The sequence below is a fragment of the Streptomyces marokkonensis genome, assembly GCF_008312835.1.
Classification (GTDB): domain Bacteria; phylum Actinomycetota; class Actinomycetes; order Streptomycetales; family Streptomycetaceae; genus Streptomyces; species Streptomyces marokkonensis_A.
On the sequence record NZ_VSKS01000002.1, the window covers coordinates 255,537 to 278,971 of the forward strand.

A 23,435-nucleotide genomic window follows, 5' to 3' on the forward strand; every position below is an offset into this window, starting at 1 on the left:
CTGTCAGTGGCCGGTTCGCTGCGCCACACGCGCAGCCCGTGCGTCGACCGCACCACCCCCCACAGCACACGCACCACCGACTGAGGAGGAACCCTCACATGGCAGTGATGCGTCACCCCCGGCGAAGACTGGCCACCCTCGGAGCCGCGACCACCGCGGCCCTCGTCGCGGGCCTCGTCTCCGCTCTCCCCGCGGGCGCGGCCCCGGCCGCTCCTGAAGGCCGCATCCAGTACGCGGGCGCCGCGAACGCCGTCGCCGGCAGTTACATCGTGACCCTGAAGGCCGACGAGGCCCGCTCCGGCTCCGCCGAGGGCCGCGCCCTGGCCGCGAAGTACGGCGCCGACATCGAGCGCACCTACACCAAGGCCCTCAACGGCTACGAGGTCGAGGCCTCCGAGGCCGAGGCGAAGCGTCTCGCCGCCGACCCGGCCGTCGCCTCCGTGGTCCAGAACCGCACCTTCCACGTCACCGGCACCCAGCCCAGCCCGCCCTCCTGGGGCCTGGACCGGATCGACCAGCGCAGCCTCCCGCTCAACAGCTCCTACACCTACCCGGATTCGGCCGGGCAGGGCGTGACGGCGTACGTCATCGACACCGGCGTCCGCATCACCCACAGCGACTTCGGCGGCCGGGCCTCCTACGGCTACGACGCCATCGACAACGACAACACCGCCCAGGACGGCCACGGCCACGGCACGCACGTCGCCGGCACGGTCGCGGGCGGCTCCTACGGCGTGGCGAAGAAGGCGAAGGTCGTCGGCGTCCGGGTGCTGAACAACTCCGGCTCCGGCACCACCGCGCAGGTCGTCGCCGGCATCGACTGGGTGGCGCGGAACGCGGTCAAGCCGGCCGTCGCCAACATGTCCCTCGGCGGCGGCGCGGACACCGCCCTCGACACGGCCGTCCGCAACGCCGTCGCCTCCGGCGTCACCTTCGTCGTCGCGGCCGGCAACGAGTCCACCAACGCCTCCACCAAGTCCCCGGCCCGGGTGACCGAGGCGATCACCGTCGGCGCCACCACCTCCTCCGACGCCCGCGCCAGCTACTCCAACTACGGCTCCGTCCTGGACCTCTTCGCGCCGGGCTCCTCCATCACCTCCGCATGGAACAGCGGCGACACGGCCACCAACACCATCTCCGGCACGTCCATGGCGAGCCCGCACGTCGCCGGCGCCGCCGCCCTCCACCTGGCCGACAACCCCTCGGCCACCCCCGCCCAGGTCTCCTCCGCGCTGACCTCCGCCGCCACCACCGGCGTCGTCGGCAACCCGGGCAGCGGATCGCCCAACCGCCTGCTGTACGTGGGCGAGGGGGACACCACCCCGCCCGGTGACCGCTTCGAGAACACCGCCGACTACGCCATCGCCGACAACAGCACCGTCGAGTCCCCGGTCACCGTCTCCGGCGTCTCCGGCAACGCGCCCTCGGACCTGGCCGTCGAGGTCGACATCACCCACACCTACATCGGCGACCTCCAGGTCCAGCTGATCGCCCCCGACGGCACGGCGTACACGCTGAAGTCGTACGGCACCGGCGGCAGCGCCGACAACATCAACACCACCTACACCGTGAACGCCTCCGCGGAGCCGGCGAACGGCACCTGGAAGCTGCGCGTGAGCGACAACGCCCGGTACGACACCGGCCGGCTCAACGGCTGGGCCCTGCAGTTCTGACGCGGCCGGCGTCCTGCTGACGGGCACACCCTCGCCCCCGGGGAAGGATCCCCGGGGGCGAGGCCCGTCACCCCGCGCCTACGATGCGCCTCGTGTCCATACCTCCGCCCCACGGGCCCCCGCACCAGGACGGCCCCCCGCCGCCGCAGTTCCCCTACGGCGGCCGGCCCGGTTTCGCGCCGTACGGGCTGTACGGGCCCGACGGGCCCCGGCCGCCCGCCGTCGTCAACGGTGTCGCCATCGCCGCCCTGGTCCTCGGCGTGCTGTGCTTCCTGCCGGCCATCGGGCTGGTGCTGGGGCTGGTCGCCCTGAGGCAGATCAAGCGGCGGGGGGAGCGCGGGCGGGGGATGGCGATCGCCGGATCCGTGCTGTCGTCACTCGGGCTCGCGCTGTGGACGGTGGCGCTCGCCACCGGGGTCGCGGCCGACGTCTGGCAGGGCGTCAAGGACGGTACGCGCGGCGACAGCGTCCTCGGCCTGCGCAAGGGCGACTGCTTCAACTCGCCCGGCGGTCTCGAGGGCTGGGCCACGGACGCCGACCGGGTGCCCTGCGCGCGGGAGCACGACGGGGAGGTCTTCGCCGTCGTCACCGTGCCCGACGGCGCCTTCCCGGGCGACGCCCGCCTCACCGACACGGCCGACGAACGGTGCTACGCGCTCCAGGACGCCTACGTCATGGACACCTGGGCGCTGCCCGGCCACGTGGACGTCTACTACCTCACCCCGTCCCGGGAGAGCTGGGACTTCGGTGACCGCGAGATCACCTGCGTCCTCGGCAACCGGGACGCGCAGGCCACTCTCACCGGGTCGCTGCGCCGGGACCCGGCCACGCTGGACGCGCACCAGCTGGCCTATCTGAAGGCGGCCCGGGTGCTCGACACCGCGCTGCGCGACGCGCCCGGGGCGGAGTACCCCGACGAGGACCTGAGCGACGACAAGGAGTGGGCCGGACGGGTCGAGGAGGCCCTCGCCGAGCAGACGAGGCTGCTGCGCGCCCACGAGTGGCCGGCCGGTGCCAGGCAGCCGGTGGCCGACCTGGCCGACGGTCTGGAGAAGGCGCGCCAGGAATGGGCCAGGGCGGCCGACGCAGCCGACGTGGGCGCCTACTACGGGCACGAGGAGAAGGGCCGGGAGCTGATCGATCCCCACAGGTCGGTCACCGCACGCAAGGCTCTGGGCCTGGCCACCACCCCGCCCTCGTACGACGACGAGGCGGAGCGCGAGCCGGAAAGCGGTGACATGAAGGTGTGACGGCCGCCATAGCGGGGAGAAAGTGCCTGCGTAAAGCCCTCACCCGGCAGATGTCATCACATCGAGTGATTCTCTGGCCTTCGCTTGCCTGGTACAACCTACGGTTGCCACGCTGTTGCTGTCTGTACAACCTGATGGGAGTGGCCCGTGACATTCGGTGAGCAGCCGGCGTACCTGCGCGTCGCGGGTGATCTCCGCAAGAAGATCGTCGACGGCCGGCTGCCACCGCACACCCGCCTCCCCTCGCAGGCGAGGATCCGCGAGGAGTACGGCGTCTCGGACACGGTCGCCCTGGAGGCGCGCAAGGTGCTCATGGCGGAGGGGCTCGTCGAGGGCCGCTCCGGGTCGGGGACGTACGTGCGCGAGCGGCCGGTGCCCCGGCGGGTGGCCCGCTCCGGCTTCCGTCCGGAGCGCGGGGCCACGCCCTTCCGCCAGGAGCAGGCCGACGTGGGCGTCCGCGGCACCTGGGAGTCCAGCAGCGAGCAGACCGACGCCGGCGCCGCCGTCGCCGGCCGGCTCGGCATCGAGCCCGGTGACCGCGTGATGCGCACCAAGTACCTCTTCCGGGAGGCCGGTGAGCCGATGATGCTCTCCACCTCCTGGGAGCCGCTCGCCCTCACCGGCCGGACCCCCGTGATGCTCCCCGAGGAGGGCCCGCTCGGCGGCATGGGCGTCGTCGAGCGCATGCGCGCCATCGACGTGATCGTGGACAACGTCACCGAGGAGGTCGGCGCCCGCCCCGGCCTCGCCGAGGAGCTGGTCCTGCTGGGCGGCGTCCCCGGTCACGTCGTCCTGGTCATCCAGCGGACCTACTTCGCCTCGGGGCGCCCGGTCGAGACGGCGGACGTGGTCATCCCCGCCGACCGCTACCGGGCCGCCTACCACCTCCCGGTGAAGTAGCGCGGTCCCGGCCGGGCGGACCCCCGGGCCGTCCCGCTCCCGCCCCATCGCCCCCTCGCGCTCCTTTCCGCGCCCCCCGCCCCCGGGTCCGCTCCGGCGTGCCGCGCGGGCCGGCGCCGTCCCGCCGCCGTAGCAATCTGGCCGTTCTCGCAGGTCGCCCCCGGAGCGGGGCGCGCCGCGCGGTATGCCGCTGACCGGATGCGTCGGCCCTCGCGCACGGCGCACTGACCACCGTGCGCCCCCTGCGTACTGGCTGGTTGCGTGCCTCTTTGTGAAAAGGCGTATTCGCTCAGTGAAGGTAAGGCGTAGGCTCGGGCATATGCGGACTGGGGTTTCCTTACCGGGCGGAGCGCGGCACAGGCCGCGGGCGGGAAGTGGAGGGGAGCGATGAACGACGGCACGGTGACTCTGCCCTGGCTCGTCGTGCGTCAGGACGACAACGGAAATCGCTACCGGGTGGGCAGGTACGCGACCCGCGCCGAGGCGGAGAGGATCGCGGACAGCCTCGACGGGCCCGGACACAAACAGCTCTACTGGGTCGAGCGGATCACCCGGGACGGAACGTCGCCCGGCTGACCCGCTGTCGTAGGCTCCGGCGCATGAGCGAGCGGATCGTGGTGGTCGGTGCGGCCCTCTGGCACGAAGGGCGGCTGCTCGCCGCCCGCAGGAGCGCGCCCGCCGAACTGGCCGGGCGCTGGGAGCTGCCCGGCGGCAAGGTGGAACCGGGCGAGACCCCGGACGCGGCGGTCGTACGGGAGTTGCGCGAGGAACTCGGCGTCGACGCCGAGGCGGGCGAGCGCGTCCCGGGCGAGTGGCCGCTGCGCACCCCGTACGTGATGCAGGTGTGGACCGCGCGCCTGCGCCCCGGATCCGCCGCACCCCGGCCCCTGGAGGACCACGACGAGCTGCGCTGGCTGACGCCCGACCGGATCTGGGACGTCGACTGGCTCGAGCACGACGTGCCGGCCGTCCGGGACACCCTCGCCCACCTCGGCCCCCGGCAGGGCGTGTGAAGCGCTACTGCGGCGCGTGGACGCGGGGATGACGGAGCGTGGGGCGCCTTCCCGCGCCGCTCGTGCCACGATGCGCCGCCGAACGGGGTACTCGGTGCGGGATATCGGGTATGGGCCTTTTGACCGCATGAAGCCGGATAGGGAGGGATGTCCTCCCCGGGCTTCCTCACTCCCGCGGCGGGGAAGTGATCCGCGTGACCGACACCGACGGCGACTGGGCCGCGTGGACGTTCTCCGCGGACCCGGGAGCCGTGCGCGCGGCCCGCTCCGCCGTCCGCGACCAGCTGCGGCTCTGGGGCCTCGACAGCGTCGGCGACCTCGCGGCCCTGCTGGTCAGCGAGCTGGTCACGAACGCCCTGCGGCACGCCACCGGCCCCATCGGCGTCCGCCTGGTTCGCCCCTGCGACCTCGCCGAAGTCCTCCTGGTGGAGGTCTCCGACCCGCTCCCCGACCCCCCGCGCGAACGCGCCGCGCGGCCGGAGGACGAGGGCGGGCGCGGACTGCAGCTGCTGGCCTCCGCCTCCCGCCGCTGGGGCACCCGCCCCGGGGCGGCCGGAAAGACCGTGTGGTTCGAACTCACGGTGCCCCGGTGAGGTCTCGCACGGGCGTTCACCGGTGTACGCGCCCCGCCCTTCCGTCGAGTGACCGGCGCCGCCCGGCGGAGGTTGTCGAAGAGGGGGGTTCGACGACGTGTCCGCTGGTTAGAAGACTGGAAGTGTTCTCACGGCGCGGACCGAAAAGCATCGGGACCGTGCTGTGATCGTGAACACCGTGTTGTGCGGCGCCGTAGTGCTGGATACTGCGGGCAGCCGCCCCCGGTGACCGGTGCCGGACGCGGTGAGCTGGAGGGGACGGTTCGCGTGAGCGAGATACCAGCGAAGGCCACGGAGTCCGAGGACCCGTCGGGCGGCGCGAGAGGAGAGGCCGCCGACGGCCTCGTCCTCGGCGACGCCCCGTCCGGTGACGCGATGTGGCAGAGCAGTCCGCCCGGCTCCATGTACGACTACATCAAGGTCGCCTCCTTCTCCATCGGCCCGGACGGGCTGGTCGACCAGTGGAGTCTGCGCGCCGAGCAGATCTTCGGCATCCCCGCGGACCACGCCGTCGGCATGGACCCCATCGAGGCGTTCATCGAGCCCGTCCGGCGGGAGCGGGGCCAGCGCAAGATGGCCGAGATCCTGGACGGCCGGGAGTGGACCGGGGTCGTGCCCTTCCGGCTGCCCGCCACGATGGAGGCGGACGAGCGCGACCGGGAGGGCCTCGCCGAGGTCTACGTCATGCCGACGCGGACGGAGGAGGGGGAGAAGGCCGCCGTCTGCATCGTCGTGGACGTCCGCACCCTGCGCCGCATCGAGACCGACCTCGCCGCCTCGCAGGCCATATTCGGCCAATCTCCCTTCGGCTTCCTGCTGATCGATCCCGACCTGCGGGTACGCCGCGCCAACCAGCGGTTCGCGTCCATCTTCGGCGGCACCCCCGACGACCACCGCGGCAAGGGCGTGTACGACTATCTGCCGCGCGGGGAGGCCGAGCGTGTCGCGGCGACCCTGCGCCGGGTGCTGGAGTCCGGCGACTCCATCACGGACATGCACGTCACGGGCTTCGTTCCGGGGTCGGACGAGCGCCGCCACTGGTCCGTCAACCTCTACCGCGTGCACAGCGGCAGCGGGCGGCCCATCGGCATCGCCTGGCTCGGAACCGACATCACCGCCCGCCGTGCCGCCGCCCGGGAGGCCGCCGCCGCGCGGCGCAATCTCGCCCTCCTCAACGAGGCGGGCGCCCGGATCGGCAACTCCCTCGACCTGGAGACCACCGCCCGCGAACTCCTCGACGTCGTCGTCCCCGGCTTCTGCGACCTGGCCACCGTCGACCTGTACCAGGGGCTGCTGGCCGGTGACGAGAACCCTCCGGGGCTCGCCGACGGCAGCGCGGAGGTGCGCAGGGTCGCCTTCGCCAGCGCGGTCTCCGGCGCGCCGTTCAGCGGCACCGGGGAGCCCGTCAAGCTGGGAGCCGTCCACCACTACCCGTTCAACTCGGCCTGCGCGGACGCCCTGCGCACCGCCCGCCCGCAGAAGGTGCCGGGCGACGACGGCGGCCTGGTGCAGTCCACGCTCGCCGTGCCGATGGTCGCCCACGACACCGTGGTGGGCCTCGCCCAGTTCGCCCGCACCAAGGGCAGCGAGCCGTTCGGCGACCGCGACCGTGAGCTCGCGGTCGAACTGGCCGCGCGGGCCGCCGTCTGCATCGACAACGCCCGTCTGTACCGGCGTGAGCACGAACGGGCGCTGATACTGCAGCGGTCCCTGCTCCCGCCCGGCGACCCGGAGGCCTCCGGCCTCGACATCGCCTGCCGTTACCTGCCCGGCAACGCGGCCACCGGCCGGCCCAGCGAGGTCGGCGGCGACTGGTTCGACGTGATCGAACTGCCGGGCCACCGCACCGCGCTGGTCGTCGGGGACGTCATGGGGCGCGGGCTGCGCGCGGCCGTGGCGATGGGTGAACTGCGCACCGCCGTCCGCACCCTGGCCCAGCTCGACCTGGAACCCGCCGAGGTGCTCTCCCAGTTGGACGAGATCGCCCGGGGCCTCGGTGCTCCCGGAGGCCCCTCCCAGGCCTTCGCGGGAGGCGTCCAGCAGGCCACCAGAGCCGCCCGCCGTCCCCGCGAGGCGGACCTCTCCGAGGTCTACCTGGCGACCTGCGTGTACGCCGTCTACGACTCGGTGACCCGGCGCTGCACCTTCGCCAACGCGGGCCACCTGCCGCCCGTCCTGGTCGAACCCGGCGAGCCCGCCCTGATGCTGGACGTGCCGCCCGGCATGCCGCTCGGCGTCGGCGGGGAGCCGTTCGAGGAGGTGGAGGTCGAACTGCCCGAGGGCGCCCTGCTCGCGCTCTACACGGACGGCCTGGTCGAAAGCCGCGACCACCCCCTCGACGAGGGCCTCCAGGCCTTCGTGGGCACCCTGACGGATCCCTCCGCCCCCCTGGAGGACGTCTGCGACCACGTCCTCAACACCCTCGACACCCACCACGGCGAGGACGACATCGCCCTGCTGATGGCCCGCGTCCAGGGCCTGCCCGCCGACTCCGTCGGCGACTGGACCCTGCCCCGCGAGCCCCGCAGCGTGGGCCGGGCCCGCGAGTACGCCCGGGCGCAACTGCTCAGCTGGGACATGGAGCCGCTGGTCGACACCACGGAACTCCTGGTCAGCGAACTGGTCACCAACGCCCTGCGCTACGGCGAGGGAGAGATCAGACTCCGGCTCCTCCTCGACCGCACCCTGGTCTGCGAGGTCTGGGACTCCGGCCTGGTCCAGCCCCGCCGCCGGCGCGCCCGCGACACCGACGAGGGCGGCCGCGGCCTCCAGCTCGTCGGCCTGCTCAGCGCGGCCTGGGGCTCACGCCGTACGCACCGGGGCAAGACGGTCTGGTTCGAACTGCCCCTGCCCGGCACCGACACCGGTCTCACCGATCCGGCGGAGGCGCTGCTGAGCCTGTTCTGAGCGCCGTGTGCGCAACCGGAACACCTGTTCCCCTCGTCCTCCCCGGCAACAACGACGGCGAGGGGAACGCGGCATGGAGGGCACGGAGCCGGGGGAACAGGAAGCCGGCGAGGAGAGGAGCACCGGACCCGCGCCCGAGGGGAAGCGACGCAGCCCCTGGGTCCGCCGGGCCCGGCGCGCCGCCCTCGTGGTCGCGCTTCTCCTGATCGTCCCCCTTCTCGCCGCCGGGACCGCCCTGCGCGTGAACTACATGGGGGATCCGGCGGAGGGGACGTACACGCGTGACAGGGACGCCCTCTGGCTCGGGCACGCCTGGGTCGACGGGCGCAAGAAGGACGCCGACGCGACCGCGCTCGCCCGCCGCCTGAAGGACACCGGCATCCGCGACCTCTACGTCCACTCCGGACCGCTGGAGCATGACGGCACCCTGCCGAAGTCCGCCTATCCTAAGGCCCGCTGGCTGATCGACGCGGTGCACCGCGAGCTGCCCGGCGTCCGTGTCCAGGCCTTCCTCGGCGACGTCCTCGCCAACGGGGGCCCCGACGGCCTGCACCTGGACCGCGCCGCCACCCGCGCCGAGGTCGTCCGCAGCGCCGGTCAGGTCCTGGACACCGGCTACGACGGCGTCCACCTCGACCTGGAGCCCCTGCACTCCGGTGACAAGGACTACCTCACCCTCCTGGACGACCTGCGCGCCCTCACCCGTGCCGAGGGCGCCCACCTGTCCGTGGCGGCGCACCAGATCGACCCGCTCCCGGCGCTCCACTCCGTCGCGGGCCTCTTCGCCGAACACCCCAAGTGGTGGTCGCAGGAGTTCTTCGGCCAGGTCGCCCGGCGCGTCGACCAGATCGCCGTGATGTCGTACGACACCGCGCAGCCCCTGGAGGGCACCTACGGCGGCTACGTCGCCCTGCAGACGTCCCTCGCCCTGGAGGTCACCCCGCCCACCACACACCTGCTGATGGGCCTGCCCTTCTACCACGAGAGCAACTTCAGCCACTGGGGTCACGCCGAGACCGTCGCCGCCGCCGTCCGCGGCGCCCGCCTCGGCCTCTCCCGCACGGACGCCGACCGGGAGCTCTTCGGTGTCGCCCCGTACATCGACTTCGCGGCGACGGAGACCAACTGGCGGGAGTACCGCGACGGCTGGCTGCGCCCTAACGCCTCCTGATCTTCGAGCCCAGCCACACCAGCGGGTCGTACTTGCGGTCCACCGCCCGTTCCTTCAGCGGGATCAGCGCGTTGTCCGTGATCCTGATGCCCTCGGGGCAGACCTCCGTGCAGCACTTGGTGATGTTGCAGTAGCCGAGGCCGTGTTCGTCCTGCGCCGTGCCCTTGCGGTCCAGGCCGGTCTCCTCGGCCGCGTCCAGCGGGTGCATGTCGAGTTCCGCGACCCGCATCAGGAACCGCGGCCCGGCGAACGCCGGCTTGTTCTCCTCGTGGTCACGGACCACATGGCAGGTGTCCTGGCACAGGAAGCACTCGATGCACTTGCGGAACTCCTGCGACCGGTCCACGTCCTCCTGCATCATCCGGTACTCGCCCGGACCGACCCCCTCCGGCGCCACGAAGGACGGGACCTGCCGGGCCTTGGCGTAGTTGAAGCCGACGTCCGTCACCAGGTCCCGGATCACCGGGAAGGCCCGCAGCGGGGTCACGGTGATCGTCTCGTCCCGCCCGAACACCGACATCCGGGTCATGCACAGCAGCCGGGGCCGACCGTTGATCTCCGCCGAGCACGAACCGCACTTGCCGGCCTTGCAGTTCCAGCGCACGGCGAGGTCGGGGGTCTGGGTGGCCTGGAGGCGGTGGATGATGTCGAGGACCACCTCGCCGTCGTTCACCTCGACCGCGAAGTCCTCCAGGCCGCCGCCCCGCACGTCCCCCCGCCACACCTTGAAGCGGGCCTCGTAGCTGCTCACTCGTAGAGCTCCTCTTCGGCCAGGTACTTGACCAGCTCCTCCTTCTCGAAGAGGGCGAGCAGGTCGGGACGGATGGGTTCGGTTCTCTCGCGGGTGAGGGCGATCTGGCCGCGCACCGCGTCGGTGCCCGCGAGACCGCCCGTGGGGTCGGTGAGCGCGCACAGCAGATTGACGTTGCGCCAGGACCGGTCCATTCCGGCGTGGTCCTCGCGGGTGTGCCCGCCGCGCGACTCGGTGCGCTCCAGCGCCGCCCGGGCCACGCACTCGCTGACCAGCAGCATGTTCCTGAGGTCGAGGGCGAGGTGCCAGCCCGGGTTGAACTGCCGGTGCCCCTCGACCCCGGCCCGGCGGGCCCGTACCCGCAGCTCGGCGAGCTTCTGCAGGGCCCGCTCCATCTCGTGCTCGCGGCGGATGATGCCGACCAGGTCGTTCATCGTCTGCTGGAGTTCCTGGTGCAGGGTGTACGGGTTCTCCGGCGGCCCGTCGGCCGGTTCCCCGCCCTCCGCGGAGAACGGGCGCAGGGCCTCCGCGGCGGCCGCGTCGACCTGCACGTCGTCCACGCGGGGCCGCCCGGCCCCCTCGGCGCTCGCGTACTCGGCCGCGTGCAGGCCGGCCCGGCGCCCGAACACCAGCAGGTCGGACAGCGAGTTGCCGCCGAGCCGGTTGGAGCCGTGCATCCCGCCGGCCACCTCACCGGCCGCGAACAGCCCCGGCACCCCGCGCGCCGCCGCCGAGTCGGAGTCGACGGCGATGCCGCCCATCACGTAGTGACAGGTCGGCCCGACCTCCATCGCCTCCGCCGTGATGTCGACGTCCGCCAGCTCCTTGAACTGGTGGTACATCGACGGCAGCCGCCGCTTGATCACCTCGGCCGGCATCCGCGTGGACACGTCCAGGAAGACCCCGCCGTGCGGGGAGCCGCGGCCCGCCTTCACCTCGGCGTTGATCGCGCGGGCCACCTCGTCGCGGGGGAGCAGCTCGGGCGGGCGCCGGTTGTGGTCCGGGTCGTCGTACCAGCGGTCGCCCTCCTCCTCCGACTCGGCGTACTTGTCCTTGAAGACGTCCGGGACGTAGTCGAACATGAACCGCTCGCCCTCGGAGTTGCGCAGCACCCCGCCGTCCCCGCGCACCGACTCGGTGACGAGGATGCCCTTCACCGACGGAGGCCAGACCATCCCGGTCGGGTGGAACTGCACGAACTCCATGTTCAGCAGCGGGGCCCCGGCCAGCAGCGCCAGCGCGTGCCCGTCGCCCGTGTACTCCCAGGAGTTCGACGTCACCTTGAACGACTTGCCGATGCCGCCGGTCGCGATCACCACCGCGGGCGCCTCGAGGACGAAGAAGCGCCCCGACTCCCGCTCGTAGCCGAAGACCCCGCTGACCTGCTCGCCGTCCTTCAGCACCCGGGTGACCGTGCACTCCTGGAACACCTTCAGCCGCGACTCGTAGTCGCCGGTCTCCCGGAAGTCCTCCTGCTGGAGCGAGACGATCTTCTGCTGGAGGGTGCGGATCAGCTCAAGACCCGTGCGGTCGCCCACATGCGCCAGGCGCGGGTACTCGTGGCCGCCGAAGTTGCGCTGCGAGATCCGGCCGTCCTTCGTCCGGTCGAACAGCGCGCCCCACGTCTCCAGCTCCCACACCCGCTGCGGCGCCTCCTGGGCGTGCAGTTCGGCCATCCGCCACTGGTTGAGGAACTTGCCGCCGCGCATGGTGTCGCGGAAGTGGACCTGCCAGTCGTCCCCGGAGTTGACGTTGCCCATCGCCGCCGCGATGCCGCCCTCGGCCATCACGGTGTGTGCCTTGCCGAACAGCGACTTGCAGATCACGGCCGTACGGGCACCCCGCTCGCGGGCCTCGATCGCGGCGCGCAGACCGGCGCCGCCGGCCCCGACCACGACGACGTCCCACTCCTGCCGGTCGACCACGGACATCAGAACAACCTCGGATCGTCGAAGGCACCGGACGCGATCAGGTAGACGTAGAAGTCGGCGAGCGCCACGCTCACCAGCGACGCCCAGGCGAGCTGCATGTGCCGGGCGTTCAGCCGGCCCACCCACTGCCACATCCGGTAGCGAACGGGATGCCTGGAGAAATGCTTGAGCTTGCCGCCCACGATGTGGCGGCAGGAGTGGCAGGAGATCGTGTACGCCCAGATCAGCACGATGTTGAGGAGAAACACGAGTGTGCCGAGGCCCATGTGGCCCCACTGGTAGTTCTCGTCGCGAAAGGCGAGCACGGTGTCGTACGTGAGGATGCCGGCGACGAGGATCGCCGCGTAGAAGAAGTACCGGTGGATGTTCTGCAGGATCAGCGGGAAGCGGGTCTCCCCGGTGTACCTGGCGTGCGGTTCGGCCACCGCGCAGGCCGGCGGGGACGCCCAGAAGCCCCGGTAGTAGGCCTTGCGGTAATAGTAGCAGGTCAGCCGGAAGCCGAGCGGGAAGATCAGGATGATGATCGCCGGTGAGATGCCCCACCAGCTCCCGAACAGCTCCCAGTTCGGCCCGGCCTTCATCGGCTCGCAGTTCTCCGCCAGACAGGGCGAGTAGAACGGCGAGACGTACGGCGCCGCGTAGTAGTCGGCGTTCGCGAAGGCCCGCCAGGTCGAGTAGACGACGAAGGCGAGCAGTCCGGCCGCGGTGGCGGCCGGGGCCAGCCACCAGCGGTCGGTCCGCAGATGCGGGGCGGCGATCGCGGCGCGCGTACCGGTTCTCACGCCGCCGCTCGGGTGATGGGGTTCTGTGGCAGGGGGTTCCGTGCCAGTGGCCACTTGTCCACTCCGGTAGGGGTCAGGGGGGCGCCGCGATCGGCGGGAGGTCAGGGGGCGCGCCGGTCGCGGGCGCCGAGACCCTCGTCGTCCGTGTCCACCCACAGCGAGGGGTCGTACGGCGTGTCGGAGATGGTCACGAGGTCGGGGCGCTTCAGCGGGGCCGCGGTGGCGGCGGCCGTCTCCCGCAGCAGCGCGACGCTCTCGCGCAGGTGATTGGTGTCGGTGCGGACACGGCGCATCTCCAGGCCGCCGCTGCCCATCTGCTTCTCCAGGCGTCCCACCGACCGGATCAGGTCGTCGAGACAGCGCTGGACGGATGCCAGTTCGTCGTGCACGGACATGACTTGCCCTCACTTCCACGGGTCCCTCTGGCCCAAGGCGGCAACGTTCATGCGCCTGAGAGTGTTGCGCGTCACACCTTGCGCTGTGAAGGGATGTGCATCGATTGGCCGAGGCGTACGGGTGCATCGGGCCGTGCGTTGCGCCGCACGGGTGGGCTTGCCGCCCGTGGCCGCCGTGTCGCCCCGCGTTGCCGAACCCTTTCCTCTTCAGTGGGCCGCATACATCGGATGAGCTCCAAATACCACCAAAAGTGATCGTAACGCCCGCGGCTTCCCGGAGGTACCCAGAGATGTCCCACGACGGCGTCGGTCCGCGCGCGGCTCTGCGCTCGGTCGCCCTCCTCACCGCCGGCATGCTCGCGGTGCCCGCGCTGGCCGGATGCGGTTCGGACGACGACCCCGCGGGCGAGCCGCTCGCCGGAGCGGACATCGCGCGCGCCGACCGGGCCAGGATCGCCGACGGGGGCACCCTGCGCTGGGCCGTGGACACCGTCCCGGACACCCTGAACACCTTCCAGGCGGACGCCGACGCCACCACCTCCCGGATCGCCCAGGCCGTCCTGCCCTCGATGTACCGGATGGACGGCCGGGGACGGGCGGTCCGCAACCCCGACTACCTGGAGTCCGCCGAGATCGTCGACACCGAGCCCCGTCAGGTGGTCCTCTACAAGCTCAGCCAGCAGGCCGTCTGGAGCGACGGCCGCGAGATCGGCGCCGCCGACTTCGCCGCCCAGTGGCGCGCCCTGTCCGGCAAGGACACCGCCTACTGGACCGCCCGCAACGCCGGCTACGACCGCATCGAGAAGATCGAGCGGGGCGGGAACGACCTCGAGGTCAAGGTCACCTTCCGGCGCCCCTACGCCGACTGGAGGTCGCTGTTCACCCCGCTCTACCCCAAGGAGGTCATGGGCACGCCCGACTCCTTCAACGACGGGGCGCGCAAGAAACTGAAGGTCACCGCCGGCCCCTTCACCGTGAAGAAGGTCGACACCGAGGAGGACGAGGTCACCCTCACCCGCAACACGCGCTGGTGGGGCGAGGCGGCGAAGCTCTCGGAGATCGTGCTGCGCGCCGTCCCCCGCGACAAGCGGATCTCCGCGCTCAGCGCCGGCACCGTCGACCTGGCCGAGATCGACCCCTCCGCCGCCCGCCGGATCACCGTCGCCGCGCTCCCGCAGAATGAGAGCGGCCCGCTCATGGGCCCCGGCTCCGACCGTTCCGCCGCGGACGCGCTGCGCTCCTGGGCGGTCGCCAACGGCTCCGACGAGGACGCCGCCGACGAGGAGCTCTCCGCCCGCAGGAAGCTGCGCAAGAAGGCCGCGAAGTACGCCCGTCAGCAGAAGGCCCTCACCGGCTTCGAGGTGCGCAAGTCACTCGAGCCCGCCTACACCCAGCTCGCCCTCAACGGCGCCGACGGCCCCCTCGCCGACGAGCGGGTCCGCCGCGCCGTGGCCCGCGCCCTGGACCGCGAGGACATCGCCGGGGCCGTCCTGAAGCCGCTGGGCCTGCCCGCCGAGCCCGTCGGCAGCCACCTCGCGCTGGCCGGCCAGGCCGCCTACGCCGACAGCAGCGGCGCCCTCGGCGAGCAGGACGCCAAGGAGGCCCGGGCCCTGCTCGCGGACGCCGGCTGGGTGCCGGGCGGCCCGGTGAAGGAGGAGAAGAAGAAGGACGAGGGCGAGGAGGCGGCCGGCGCTGAGGGGGAGGAGGCCGGCTCCGAGGAGGACTCAGGAAGCGAGTCGGAGGGCGACGACGGCACGTACATCGTCGGTGAGGACGACGAGAACGACGACAACGACGGGGACGGCGGGAGCGGGGACAGCGGCGACAACAAGGCCCCGCGCGACTCCGCCACCGGTGCCCAGCGCCTGCAGCAGGGGAGCGCGCCCGGCGCCTACGCCCCCGAGGGCACCGCCGCCCCGGCCCGGGCCGGGAACGCGCCGGTGGCCAAGGACGGCAAGGCGCTCACCCTCCGGTTCGTCCTGCCCTCGGGGCCGGGCTCGGACACGCTGGCCACCGTGGCCGGCCGGATCTCGAAGATGCTGGAGCGGATCGGCATCCGCACGGACATCTCCAAGGTCGACGACGAGAGCTACTTCAAGGACCACATCGCCTCCGGCGAATACGACCTCGCCCTCTACTCGTGGCCCGCGACCGCCTTCCCCGCCACCGACGCCCGCCCCGTCTACTCCAAGCCGGTCCCGGCCGCCGACGGCTCCCTGAACGTGGAGCAGAACTACACCCGCGTCGGCACCGACCAGGTCGACCAGCTCTTCGACCAGGCCATCGGCACCCTGGACGACTCCGAGCGCCACGCCCTGATCCGCAAGGCCGACTCCCGCATCTGGGCGGCGGCCGGCTCGATCCCCCTCTACCAGCGCCCCCAGCTCACCGCGGCCCGCAGGAACCTGGCCAACGCCGGAGCCTTCGGGTTCCGCACACCGGTGTACGAGGACATGGGGTTCCTGAAGAAGTCCGCCCAGGGACCGTCGGGCACACCGGGCCCCAGGAGCTCCGGGACGCCGTCCGGGGACTGACGCCCCGGACACACACGGAAGCGGCCCACCCCGGACGGGGCGGGCCGCTTCCGTGTCCGTGCCGGCCGGGATCAGCCGTGCTTGGCGCGGCTCGCGGCGCGGGCGCGCTCGCGGGCGTCCAGGTTCACCTTGCGGATGCGGACCGCCTCCGGGGTGACCTCCACGCACTCGTCGTCACGGCAGAACTCCAGGGACTGCTCCAGCGACAGCTTGCGCGGGGGCACGATCGACTCGGTCACATCGGCCGTGGAGGACCGCATGTTCGTGAGCTTCTTCTCCTTGGTGATGTTGACGTCCATGTCGTCGGAGCGGGAATTCTCTCCGACGATCATGCCCTCGTACACCTCGGTGCCGGGCTCGACGAACAGCACGCCGCGCTCCTGGAGGTTGGTCATCGCGAACGCGGTGACGGCACCGGAGCGGTCGGCGACCAGGGAACCGTTGTTACGGGTCGTGAGCGTCCCGAACCAGGGCTCGTGCCCCTCGTGGATGGAGTGGGCGATGCCCGTGCCGCGGGTCTGGGTCAGGAACTCCGTACGGAAGCCGATCAGACCGCGGGAGGGCACCACGAACTCCATGCGCACCCAGCCGGAGCCGTGGTTGGACATGTTGTCCATGCGGCCCTTGCGGACGCCCATGAGCTGCGTGACCGCGCCCATGTGCTCCTCGGGCACGTCGATGGTCATGCGCTCGACCGGCTCGTAGGTCTTGCCCTCGACCTCCTTGGTGACGACCTGGGGCTTGCCGACGGTGAGCTCGTAGCCCTCCCGGCGCATGGTCTCCACCAGGATGGCCAGCGCCAGCTCGCCGCGGCCCTGCACCTCCCAGGCGTCGGGGCGGTCGGTGTCCAGGACGCGGAGCGAGACGTTGCCGATCAGCTCGCGGTCCAGGCGGTCCTTGACCTGGCGGGCGGTGACCTTGCGGTCCTTGACGGCCGCCTTGTTGTCCGCGCCCTTGCCGGTGGCGCCGCGGCCGACCAGCGGAGAGGTGTTGGTGCCGATGGTCATGGAGATCGCGGGCTCGTCCACCGTGATCAGCGGCAGCGGGACCGGGTTCTCCTGGTCGGCCAGGGTCTCGCCGATCATGATGTCCGGGATACCGGCGACGGCGCAGATGTCACCGGGGCCGGCCTTCTCGGCGGGCTTGCGGGTGAGCGCCTCGGTCATCATCAGCTCGGAGATGCGCACGTTGGCGACGGACCCGTCGCGCTTCAGCCAGGCGACCGTCTGCCCCTTCTTCAGCTCGCCCTGGTGGACGCGCAGCAGGGCGATACGGCCGAGGAAGTTGTCGGCGTCGAGGTTGGTGACGTGCGCCTGGAGCGGGGCGTCCTCGTCGTAGGTGGGGGCCGGGATGTGCTCCAGGATCGTGGAGAAGAACGGCTCCAGCGAGTCGGAGTCGCCCGGGACCGTGCCGTCCTCCGGCTTGGTCAGGGAGGCGACGCCGTCCCGGCCGCAGGCGTAGACGATCGGGAACTCGATCTGCTCCTCGTCGGCGTCCAGGTCGAGGAAGAGGTCGTAGGTCTCGTTGACGACCTCGTCGATCCGGGCGTCCGGACGGTCGGTCTTGTTGATGCAGAGGATGATCGGCAGCCGCTGCTGCAGCGCCTTGCGCAGCACGAAGCGGGTCTGCGGCAGCGGGCCCTCGGAGGCGTCCACCAGCAGCACCACGCCGTCGACCATCGACAGACCGCGCTCGACCTCGCCGCCGAAGTCGGCGTGGCCGGGGGTGTCGATGATGTTGATGGTGATGGGCTCCCCGCCGTCCTTGGGGTGGTACTTCACCGCCGTGTTCTTGGCGAGGATCGTGATGCCCTTCTCACGCTCCAGGTCGTTCGAGTCCATCATGCGGTCGTCGACCTGGTCGAGCTGGTGGGCGGCGAAGGCGCCGGCCTGCTTGAGCATGCCGTCGACGATGGTGGTCTTGCCGTGGTCGACGTGAGCGACGATGGCGACGTTGCGGATGTCGTGGCGCGTGGCCATAAAAGGCGTACTCCCGGAGTGCTGAGGAATGCCCTGCACGAGCGTCTGTGGTGTGCGGGCCCTGCCGGGCTGACACACGCCACGGCCTCACCCCATGGTACGGGCCCGTCGCGCCGTCCGCCGTCGCGAGCTCACGGGCCCCGGGAGCCCCCCGGGGAGCGGAAAGGTTCGTTCGGATATCGGTGTGTGTTCAAACACGTTTCGGACAAGTAAACAAAAAGGTGCGCCCAAATGCCCGAATTGCCGGTTTGTCTACGAGAGTGTCAAGCGCGCGCAGGTGTCAATCTTTGCAATTTTTGCTCAAAATATGGACGGTAGGGAGATCCCTATGTCTTCCGCCCTTGACGCGCGTTGACGGTCTTGGCGAAAGTTCCCCCAAACCACAGAACCTGCCGGTATCTGTGCTGCGCTCAACTCTCCAACCCCCCGGGGGACGAACACGATGACCAGTCCAATCAAGGCCGAGGACTCCGGGTCCGCGGCTGTCTTGGACCCTGAGCTCGCAGCGACCACCGAAAACGCGGTCGCCAAGGGCGAGAAGCAGCCCGAGGGTCGTTCCCCCGGCCAGTTGATGTGGCAGCGCTTCAAGCGCGACCGTACCGGGGTCGTCTCCGCGTGCGTAGTGATTTTCTTCTTCGTGGTCGCCGCTTGCGCCCCGCTCATCGCGAAGCTGTACGGGAAGAACCCTTACACGCTGTACGCCCAGGAGCCGGACTACCCCTTCCTCCTGGACGACTTCGCCATGCCGACCGGTTCCTTCGGCGGCATGTCGGGCGACTTCTGGTTCGGTGTGGAGCCGAAGCTGGGCCGTGACGTGTTCACGATGCTGCTGTACGGCATGCGGACCTCGCTGTACATGGCCGTGGTCGTCACCACGCTGTGTGTGGTGACGGGCGTGGTCATCGGCATGGTGATGGGCTACTTCGGCGGCCGGGTGGACTACTGGATGGGTCGGGTCACGGACTTCTTCCTGGCCTTCCCGCAGCAGCTGTTCTTCATCGCCTTCATGCCCGTCGTGACCGCCATGTTCGTCTCTCCCGCGGATGAGACCCCCACCTATCTGCGGGCCGTGGCGATCATCCTGGTGATGTGGTTCCTCGGCTGGATGGGCCTGGCCCGTCTGGTGCGCAGTTCCGTACTGTCGCTGGCGGACAGGGAGTTCGTGGAGGCGGCCAAGGTGTCCGGTGCTTCTCCCTGGCGCATCGTGCGCAAGGAGATCCTGCCGAACATCGTCACCCCGATCCTGGTGCAGGCCACCTACATCCTCCCGAGCACGATCCTCACCATCGCCTTCCTCTCGTTCATCGGCGTCGGCTTCGTCGAGCCGACCCCCGACTGGGGCCGGATGTTCGCCGTCGGCGCCGACGTGTACGAGCAGGACCCGATGTTCATGTTCTTCCCGGGCGTGGCGCTGGTGACCTTCGTTCTCGCCTTCAACCTTCTCGGAGACTCCGTCCGGGACGCATTCGACCCCAAGACCGGACGCTAACCGTCCATTGGTGGTGGGGGAGCTGCCGCCCCCGTGCCGGGTGACCGGACCGTCAGGCAGCACTCGTGGACAACTAACGACAGGTAGGTGCATCGGCATCATGAAGCCCATCAGAACGCGCACCGCGCGCGCTATCGCCGTTGCCATCGTGGCCGGCTCGCTGGCACTGACCGGCTGCTCGGGCGACAACGGCGGCGGCAGCAAGGGCAAGGACGACTCCAAGAAGCAGAAGGACGCCGCCGAGCAGCAGGACCCTGTCGCGTACGGTGACGCCGCCGCCTCCACCGGCCCGGCCGAGGAGGTCCCCGGGGCCAAGCCCGGCGGTTTCATCAACGTCTACATGCAGTCGGACCTGTCCCACATGGACCCGGGTCAGATCTACGTGAGCGACGCCGGCCAGTTCGCCAACCTGGTCCACCGCGGCCTGACGAACTACCAGGAGGACGACAAGGGCAACCTGACGGTCGTCGGTGACATCGCCACCGACTCCGGCAAGTCCTCCGACGGCGGCAAGACCTGGACGTACACGCTCAAGGACGGCGTCAAGGACGAGGACGGCAACGTCATCACGTCCGCCGACGTCCGCCACACCATCGAGCGCATGTACTCGAAGGTCATCTTCGACGGCCCGACCTACGTCCAGTCCTGGCTCTCGGGCAACGACTACCGCAAGGCGCTGCCGGACGGCCCCTACAAGGGCAAGCACCTGCCGGACTCCGTGCTGGAGACCCCGGACGACAAGACGGTCGTCTTCCACTTCGACAAGCCGCGTCCGGACCTCCCGCAGGCTCTGGCCATGGCCGGCTACGCCATCGTGCCCGAGAAGCAGGACACGAAGGAGAAGTACGACGACGCCCCCGCGTCGCTCGGCCCCTACAAGATCGCCGAGTACAAGGCCGGCAAGTCGATGAAGCTGGTCAAGAACGACCAGTGGGACGCGAAGACGGACTCGGTGCGCCACCAGTACGTCGACGGTTACAACTTCACCTCGACGATCGACCAGCCCAGCCAGACCAAGCGTCTGATCGCCGACCAGGGCGAGGCCAAGAACGCCATCCAGTTCACGGACTCGGTCGACCCGGCGCAGCTGTCCACGGTCATCGGTGACGCGGGCGCCAAGAAGCGCACCATCCAGGGCTACCAGCCCTACGTGTGGCAGCTCACCTTCAACCTCGACCGCGTCAAGGACAAGAAGATCCGCGACGCGATCACCTACGCCATCCCGAACCAGTCCATGGTCCAGGCGGACGGTGGCCGCTACGGCGGTGAGGTCGCCGGCGGTCTGCTCGCCCCGACGCTGCCGAACTTCGACCCCGAGTACGACCCGTTCGGCAAGCTGAAGAAGCCCAACGGCGACATCGAGAAGGCCAAGCAGCTGCTGAAGGAGGCGGGTGTCAAGGAGGGCACGAAGCTCACCTACGCCTACTCCAACACCCCGCGTGGCCAGGCCCAGCAGGTCATCATCAAGGACGCCCTGGGCAAGATCGGCTTCGACGTCCAGGCCAAGGAGATCGACCGGGCCAGCTTCTACGAGCAGGTCGGCAAGCTCGACAACCCGTACGACATCTACATGACCGGCTGGGGCCAGGACTGGTCCTCGCCGTCCACGGTCATCACCCCGGTCTACGACGGTGAGCTCGTCGCCGACGGTGCGTCGAACTACTCGCACATCAACGACAAGCAGGTCAACGACCTGATCAAGAAGGCCTCGGCGCAGGAGCCGGAGGAGGCCGCCAAGACCTGGGAGCAGGCTCACCACCGCATCGTGGAGGAGATCAACCCGGCTGCCCCGGTCTACTACTCGAAGCAGATCCAGCTCTACGGATCGAACATCGGTGGCGCCAAGTACAGCACCGAGTCGAGCTACATCGACATCAACGACCTGTTCCTGAAGCAGCCGTAACCGTCAGCTCGGCTGACCGCGGGGGTGTGCGCCAGGCGGAGCGCACCCCCGCGGACGGTTCCCCCTCCCTGCCGCCGCGTTTCGAAGAGAGCATTCACCCGCCATGCTTCAGTTCCTCATCCGCAGGCTGATCGGCGCCGTCGTCATCATGTTCCTGATCGGCGCCTTCACGTTCTTCCTGTTCTATACGGTTCCACAGGACTTCGCTGCGCTGTCCTGCGGCAAGAACTGCTCGCCCGAGAACCTCGCGGTGATCCGGGAGAACCTGGGCCTCGACAAGCCCATCACCACACAGTTCTGGGAGTTCATGTCGGGCATCGTGGCCGGCCGCGACTTCCCGCAGGGGCACTGCTCCGCGCCGTGCCTGGGTGTCTCCTTCGACAGCGGCAACTTCGTCTGGGACTCCATCGTCGACCGCTTCCCGCTGACGCTGTCGCTGACCGTCGGCGGCCTGGTGATCTTCCTGACCCTGGGCCTCGGCTCGGGTCTGCTCGCCGCCTGGAAGCGCGGCACCGTGATCGACAAGCTCGTCTCCGGCGCCTCGATCGTGCTCAGCTCGTTCCAGATCTACCTGCTCGGCCCGATCGTCCTGGGCATCCTGGTGTACAGCACCGGCATCATGGAGAACCCCAAGTACCACCCGTTCACCGAGAACCCGGCCACCTGGGCTCTCGGACTGCTCATCCCCTGGGCCGTGATGGCCACCATCTTCACCGCCCAGTACACGCGTATGTCGCGCTCGACCATGATCGAGCAACTGCAGGAGGAGCACGTCCGCACCGCGCGCGCCAAGGGCATGTCGCAGCGGTTCGTCTTCTTCCGCTACGCCTGGCGCGGCTCCCTCATCCCGATCGTCACCATCCTCGGCATCGACCTCAGCGCGCTGCTCGGGGGCGCGGTCGTCACGGAGTTCACCTTCGACCTGCCCGGCCTCGGCCGGCTCGCGGTCGACTCCTCGCTGACCAAGGACCTGCCGCTGACGATGGGCATCATGCTGTTCGGGGCGTTCTTCATCCTGATCCTGAACATCATCGTCGACCTCGCGTACGCATACATCGACCCGCGCGTGCGGCTCAGCTAGGAGAAACACCGTGACCACACTGACCAAGACCGAAGGCGGCAAGGCCCCGACCGGGCCTGACTCCTTCCTCTCGGTCCGCGACCTGCGGGTGCGGTTCTCCACTGAGGACGGCATCGTCAAGGCGGTCGACGGACTGTCCTTCGACGTCGAGCGCGGCAAGACCCTCGGCATCGTGGGCGAGTCGGGCTCCGGCAAGTCCGTGACCAACCTGACCGTTCTCGGTCTGCACAACCCCAAGACCGCCACCGTCGAGGGCGAGATCCTCCTCGAGGGGCAGGACCTGGTCACCGCCCCCGAGAAGGAGATGGAGAAGCTCCGCGGCAACAAGGTCGCGATGATCTTCCAGGACCCGCTGACGGCGCTCTCGCCGTACTACACGGTGGGCCGGCAGATCGCCGAGCCGTTCATGAAGCACACCGGCGCCTCCAGGAAGGAGGCCCGGGAGCGGGCGATCGAGATGCTGACCAAGGTCGGCATCCCGCAGCCCAAGACCCGCGTGGACGACTACCCGCACCAGTTCTCCGGCGGTATGCGCCAGCGCGCCATGATCGCCATGGCGCTGGTCTGTGACCCCGACCTGCTGATCGCCGACGAGCCGACCACGGCCCTGGACGTGACGGTCCAGGCGCAGATCCTCGACCTGCTCAAGGACCTCCAGCAGGAGTTCGGGTCCGCGATCATCTTCATCACCCACGACCTCGGCGTCATCTCCGACATGGCCGACGACCTGCTGGTGATGTATTCGGGGCGGGCCGTGGAGCGCGGCAGCGTCCGCGAAGTGCTGCGCGAGCCCAAGCACCCCTACACCTGGGGCCTGCTCAGCTCGATGCCGCGCCTCGGCGGGGACACCTCGCAGGCGCTCAACCCGATCCCCGGATCGCCGCCCAGCCTGCTGAACCCGCCCTCCGGCTGCCCCTTCCACCCGCGCTGCGCCTTCACCGGCGAGGTGCCGGGCAACCGGTGCAGCACCAAGCGCCCGCCGCTCGGCGAGGGCCGGGCCGCTGCCTGCCACCTGACGGCGGAGCAGAAGCAGACCATATTCATCGACACGATCCAGCCCCGGCTGCGCTAGGGAGAGATCCG

18 protein-coding genes are annotated in these 23,435 nt (G+C 70.4%); 13 read left to right on the forward strand and 5 right to left on the reverse strand.

Annotation, left to right across the window (positions count from 1 at the left end):
• The first annotated feature begins 98 nt into the window (after positions 1-98).
• The 8 genes from F1615_RS03945 (at position 99) to F1615_RS03980 (ending at position 9,507) form a co-directional block, all read left to right on the forward strand.
• The gene (locus tag F1615_RS03945) at positions 99-1,673 is read left to right on the forward strand and encodes a S8 family peptidase (RefSeq protein ID WP_149547449.1); all 1,575 of its coding nucleotides are present in this window, start codon (positions 99-101) and stop codon (positions 1,671-1,673) included.
• A gap of 92 nt (positions 1,674-1,765) precedes the next feature.
• Positions 1,766-2,923 carry a DUF4190 domain-containing protein gene (locus F1615_RS03950; RefSeq protein ID WP_425385620.1) on the forward strand — a complete coding sequence of 386 codons (1,158 nt, stop codon included), beginning with the start codon at positions 1,766-1,768 and terminating at the stop codon, positions 2,921-2,923.
• A gap of 147 nt (positions 2,924-3,070) precedes the next feature.
• Positions 3,071-3,823, forward strand: coding sequence for a GntR family transcriptional regulator (locus F1615_RS03955; RefSeq protein WP_149547451.1), 753 nt, complete (start codon positions 3,071-3,073; stop codon positions 3,821-3,823).
• A gap of 387 nt (positions 3,824-4,210) precedes the next feature.
• Positions 4,211-4,399, forward strand: coding sequence for an SPOR domain-containing protein (locus F1615_RS03960; protein WP_149547452.1), 189 nt, complete (start codon positions 4,211-4,213; stop codon positions 4,397-4,399).
• Between the two features lie 23 nt (positions 4,400-4,422).
• A complete protein-coding gene (locus F1615_RS03965) occupies positions 4,423-4,836 on the forward strand; it encodes a (deoxy)nucleoside triphosphate pyrophosphohydrolase (protein ID WP_149547453.1) in 414 nt (137 codons plus the stop codon).
• Between the two features lie 185 nt (positions 4,837-5,021).
• Complete coding sequence (locus F1615_RS03970) at positions 5,022-5,429, forward strand: ATP-binding protein (RefSeq protein ID WP_208818241.1); 408 nt, start codon at positions 5,022-5,024, stop codon at positions 5,427-5,429.
• Between the two features lie 267 nt (positions 5,430-5,696).
• Positions 5,697-8,336 (forward strand): SpoIIE family protein phosphatase, encoded by a 2,640-nt coding sequence (locus tag F1615_RS03975; RefSeq protein ID WP_149547455.1) that lies wholly within the window; start codon positions 5,697-5,699, stop codon positions 8,334-8,336.
• Positions 8,337-8,409: 73 nt separating this feature from the next.
• A complete protein-coding gene (locus F1615_RS03980; RefSeq protein ID WP_244328635.1) occupies positions 8,410-9,507 on the forward strand; it encodes a glycoside hydrolase family 18 protein in 1,098 nt (365 codons plus the stop codon).
• Here the strand turns inward: F1615_RS03980 and F1615_RS03985 are convergent.
• Genes F1615_RS03985 through F1615_RS04000 form a run of 4 tightly spaced genes read right to left on the reverse strand, consistent with a single transcriptional unit; the run spans position 9,494 to position 13,366 of the window.
• Entirely contained in the window at positions 9,494-10,258 is a 765-nt protein-coding gene (locus tag F1615_RS03985) for a succinate dehydrogenase/fumarate reductase iron-sulfur subunit (protein ID WP_149547456.1), read from the reverse strand. The two genes, F1615_RS03980 and F1615_RS03985, sit on opposite strands and share 14 nt — an antisense overlap.
• Positions 10,255-12,189 (reverse strand): fumarate reductase/succinate dehydrogenase flavoprotein subunit, encoded by a 1,935-nt coding sequence (locus F1615_RS03990; protein WP_149547457.1) that lies wholly within the window; start codon positions 12,187-12,189, stop codon positions 10,255-10,257. Before F1615_RS03990 ends, F1615_RS03985 begins: the two co-directional genes overlap by 4 nt.
• The gene (locus F1615_RS03995; RefSeq protein ID WP_149547458.1) at positions 12,189-13,025 is read right to left on the reverse strand and encodes a hypothetical protein; all 837 of its coding nucleotides are present in this window, start codon (positions 13,023-13,025) and stop codon (positions 12,189-12,191) included. The genes F1615_RS03990 and F1615_RS03995 overlap by 1 nt, the downstream gene beginning before the upstream one ends.
• Before the next feature lie 47 nt (positions 13,026-13,072).
• Complete coding sequence (locus F1615_RS04000) at positions 13,073-13,366, reverse strand: hypothetical protein (RefSeq protein ID WP_149547459.1); 294 nt, start codon at positions 13,364-13,366, stop codon at positions 13,073-13,075.
• Positions 13,367-13,656: 290 nt separating this feature from the next.
• Here F1615_RS04000 and F1615_RS04005 point away from each other — a divergent pair, with 290 nt between their 5' ends.
• Entirely contained in the window at positions 13,657-15,900 is a 2,244-nt protein-coding gene (locus F1615_RS04005) for an ABC transporter family substrate-binding protein (protein WP_149547460.1), read from the forward strand.
• 71 nt (positions 15,901-15,971) lie between these two features.
• Here the strand turns inward: F1615_RS04005 and typA are convergent, their stop codons facing one another.
• Entirely contained in the window at positions 15,972-17,879 is a 1,908-nt protein-coding gene (gene typA, locus F1615_RS04010) for a translational GTPase TypA (protein WP_149547461.1), read from the reverse strand.
• A gap of 442 nt (positions 17,880-18,321) precedes the next feature.
• On the opposite strand from typA, the gene F1615_RS04015 reads away from it, so the two are divergent.
• The 4 genes from F1615_RS04015 to F1615_RS04030 all read left to right on the forward strand — a co-directional run bounded on the left by F1615_RS04015 (position 18,322) and on the right by F1615_RS04030 (position 23,424).
• The gene (locus F1615_RS04015) at positions 18,322-19,368 is read left to right on the forward strand and encodes an ABC transporter permease (RefSeq protein WP_149547462.1); all 1,047 of its coding nucleotides are present in this window, start codon (positions 18,322-18,324) and stop codon (positions 19,366-19,368) included.
• A gap of 100 nt (positions 19,369-19,468) precedes the next feature.
• Positions 19,469-21,271 carry an ABC transporter substrate-binding protein gene (locus F1615_RS04020; RefSeq protein WP_149547463.1) on the forward strand — a complete coding sequence of 601 codons (1,803 nt, stop codon included), beginning with the start codon at positions 19,469-19,471 and terminating at the stop codon, positions 21,269-21,271.
• 103 nt (positions 21,272-21,374) lie between these two features.
• Positions 21,375-22,352 (forward strand): ABC transporter permease, encoded by a 978-nt coding sequence (locus F1615_RS04025; RefSeq protein ID WP_149547464.1) that lies wholly within the window; start codon positions 21,375-21,377, stop codon positions 22,350-22,352.
• 10 nt (positions 22,353-22,362) lie between these two features.
• Positions 22,363-23,424 (forward strand): ABC transporter ATP-binding protein, encoded by a 1,062-nt coding sequence (locus tag F1615_RS04030; protein ID WP_149547465.1) that lies wholly within the window; start codon positions 22,363-22,365, stop codon positions 23,422-23,424.
• Positions 23,425-23,435 lie beyond the last annotated feature (11 nt).

What these genes read in the sequence shown, in the direction of transcription:
- F1615_RS04025 (WP_149547464.1), top strand. Translation starts at nt 21,375, where the DNA reads ATGCTTCAGTTCCTCATCCGCAGGCTGATCGGCGCCGTCGTCATCATG.
- F1615_RS04020 (WP_149547463.1), top strand. Translation starts at nt 19,469, where the DNA reads ATGAAGCCCATCAGAACGCGCACCGCGCGCGCTATCGCCGTTGCCATC.
- F1615_RS03945 (WP_149547449.1), top strand. Translation starts at nt 99, where the DNA reads ATGGCAGTGATGCGTCACCCCCGGCGAAGACTGGCCACCCTCGGAGCC.
- F1615_RS04005 (WP_149547460.1), top strand. Translation starts at nt 13,657, where the DNA reads ATGTCCCACGACGGCGTCGGTCCGCGCGCGGCTCTGCGCTCGGTCGCC.
- F1615_RS03980 (WP_244328635.1), top strand. Translation starts at nt 8,410, where the DNA reads ATGGAGGGCACGGAGCCGGGGGAACAGGAAGCCGGCGAGGAGAGGAGC.
- F1615_RS03960 (WP_149547452.1), top strand. Translation starts at nt 4,211, where the DNA reads ATGAACGACGGCACGGTGACTCTGCCCTGGCTCGTCGTGCGTCAGGAC.
- F1615_RS04015 (WP_149547462.1), top strand. Translation starts at nt 18,322, where the DNA reads ATGACCAGTCCAATCAAGGCCGAGGACTCCGGGTCCGCGGCTGTCTTG.
- typA (WP_149547461.1), bottom strand. Translation starts at nt 17,879, where the DNA reads ATGGCCACGCGCCACGACATCCGCAACGTCGCCATCGTCGCTCACGTC.
- F1615_RS03990 (WP_149547457.1), bottom strand. Translation starts at nt 12,189, where the DNA reads ATGTCCGTGGTCGACCGGCAGGAGTGGGACGTCGTCGTGGTCGGGGCC.
- F1615_RS04000 (WP_149547459.1), bottom strand. Translation starts at nt 13,366, where the DNA reads ATGTCCGTGCACGACGAACTGGCATCCGTCCAGCGCTGTCTCGACGAC.
- F1615_RS03965 (WP_149547453.1), top strand. Translation starts at nt 4,423, where the DNA reads ATGAGCGAGCGGATCGTGGTGGTCGGTGCGGCCCTCTGGCACGAAGGG.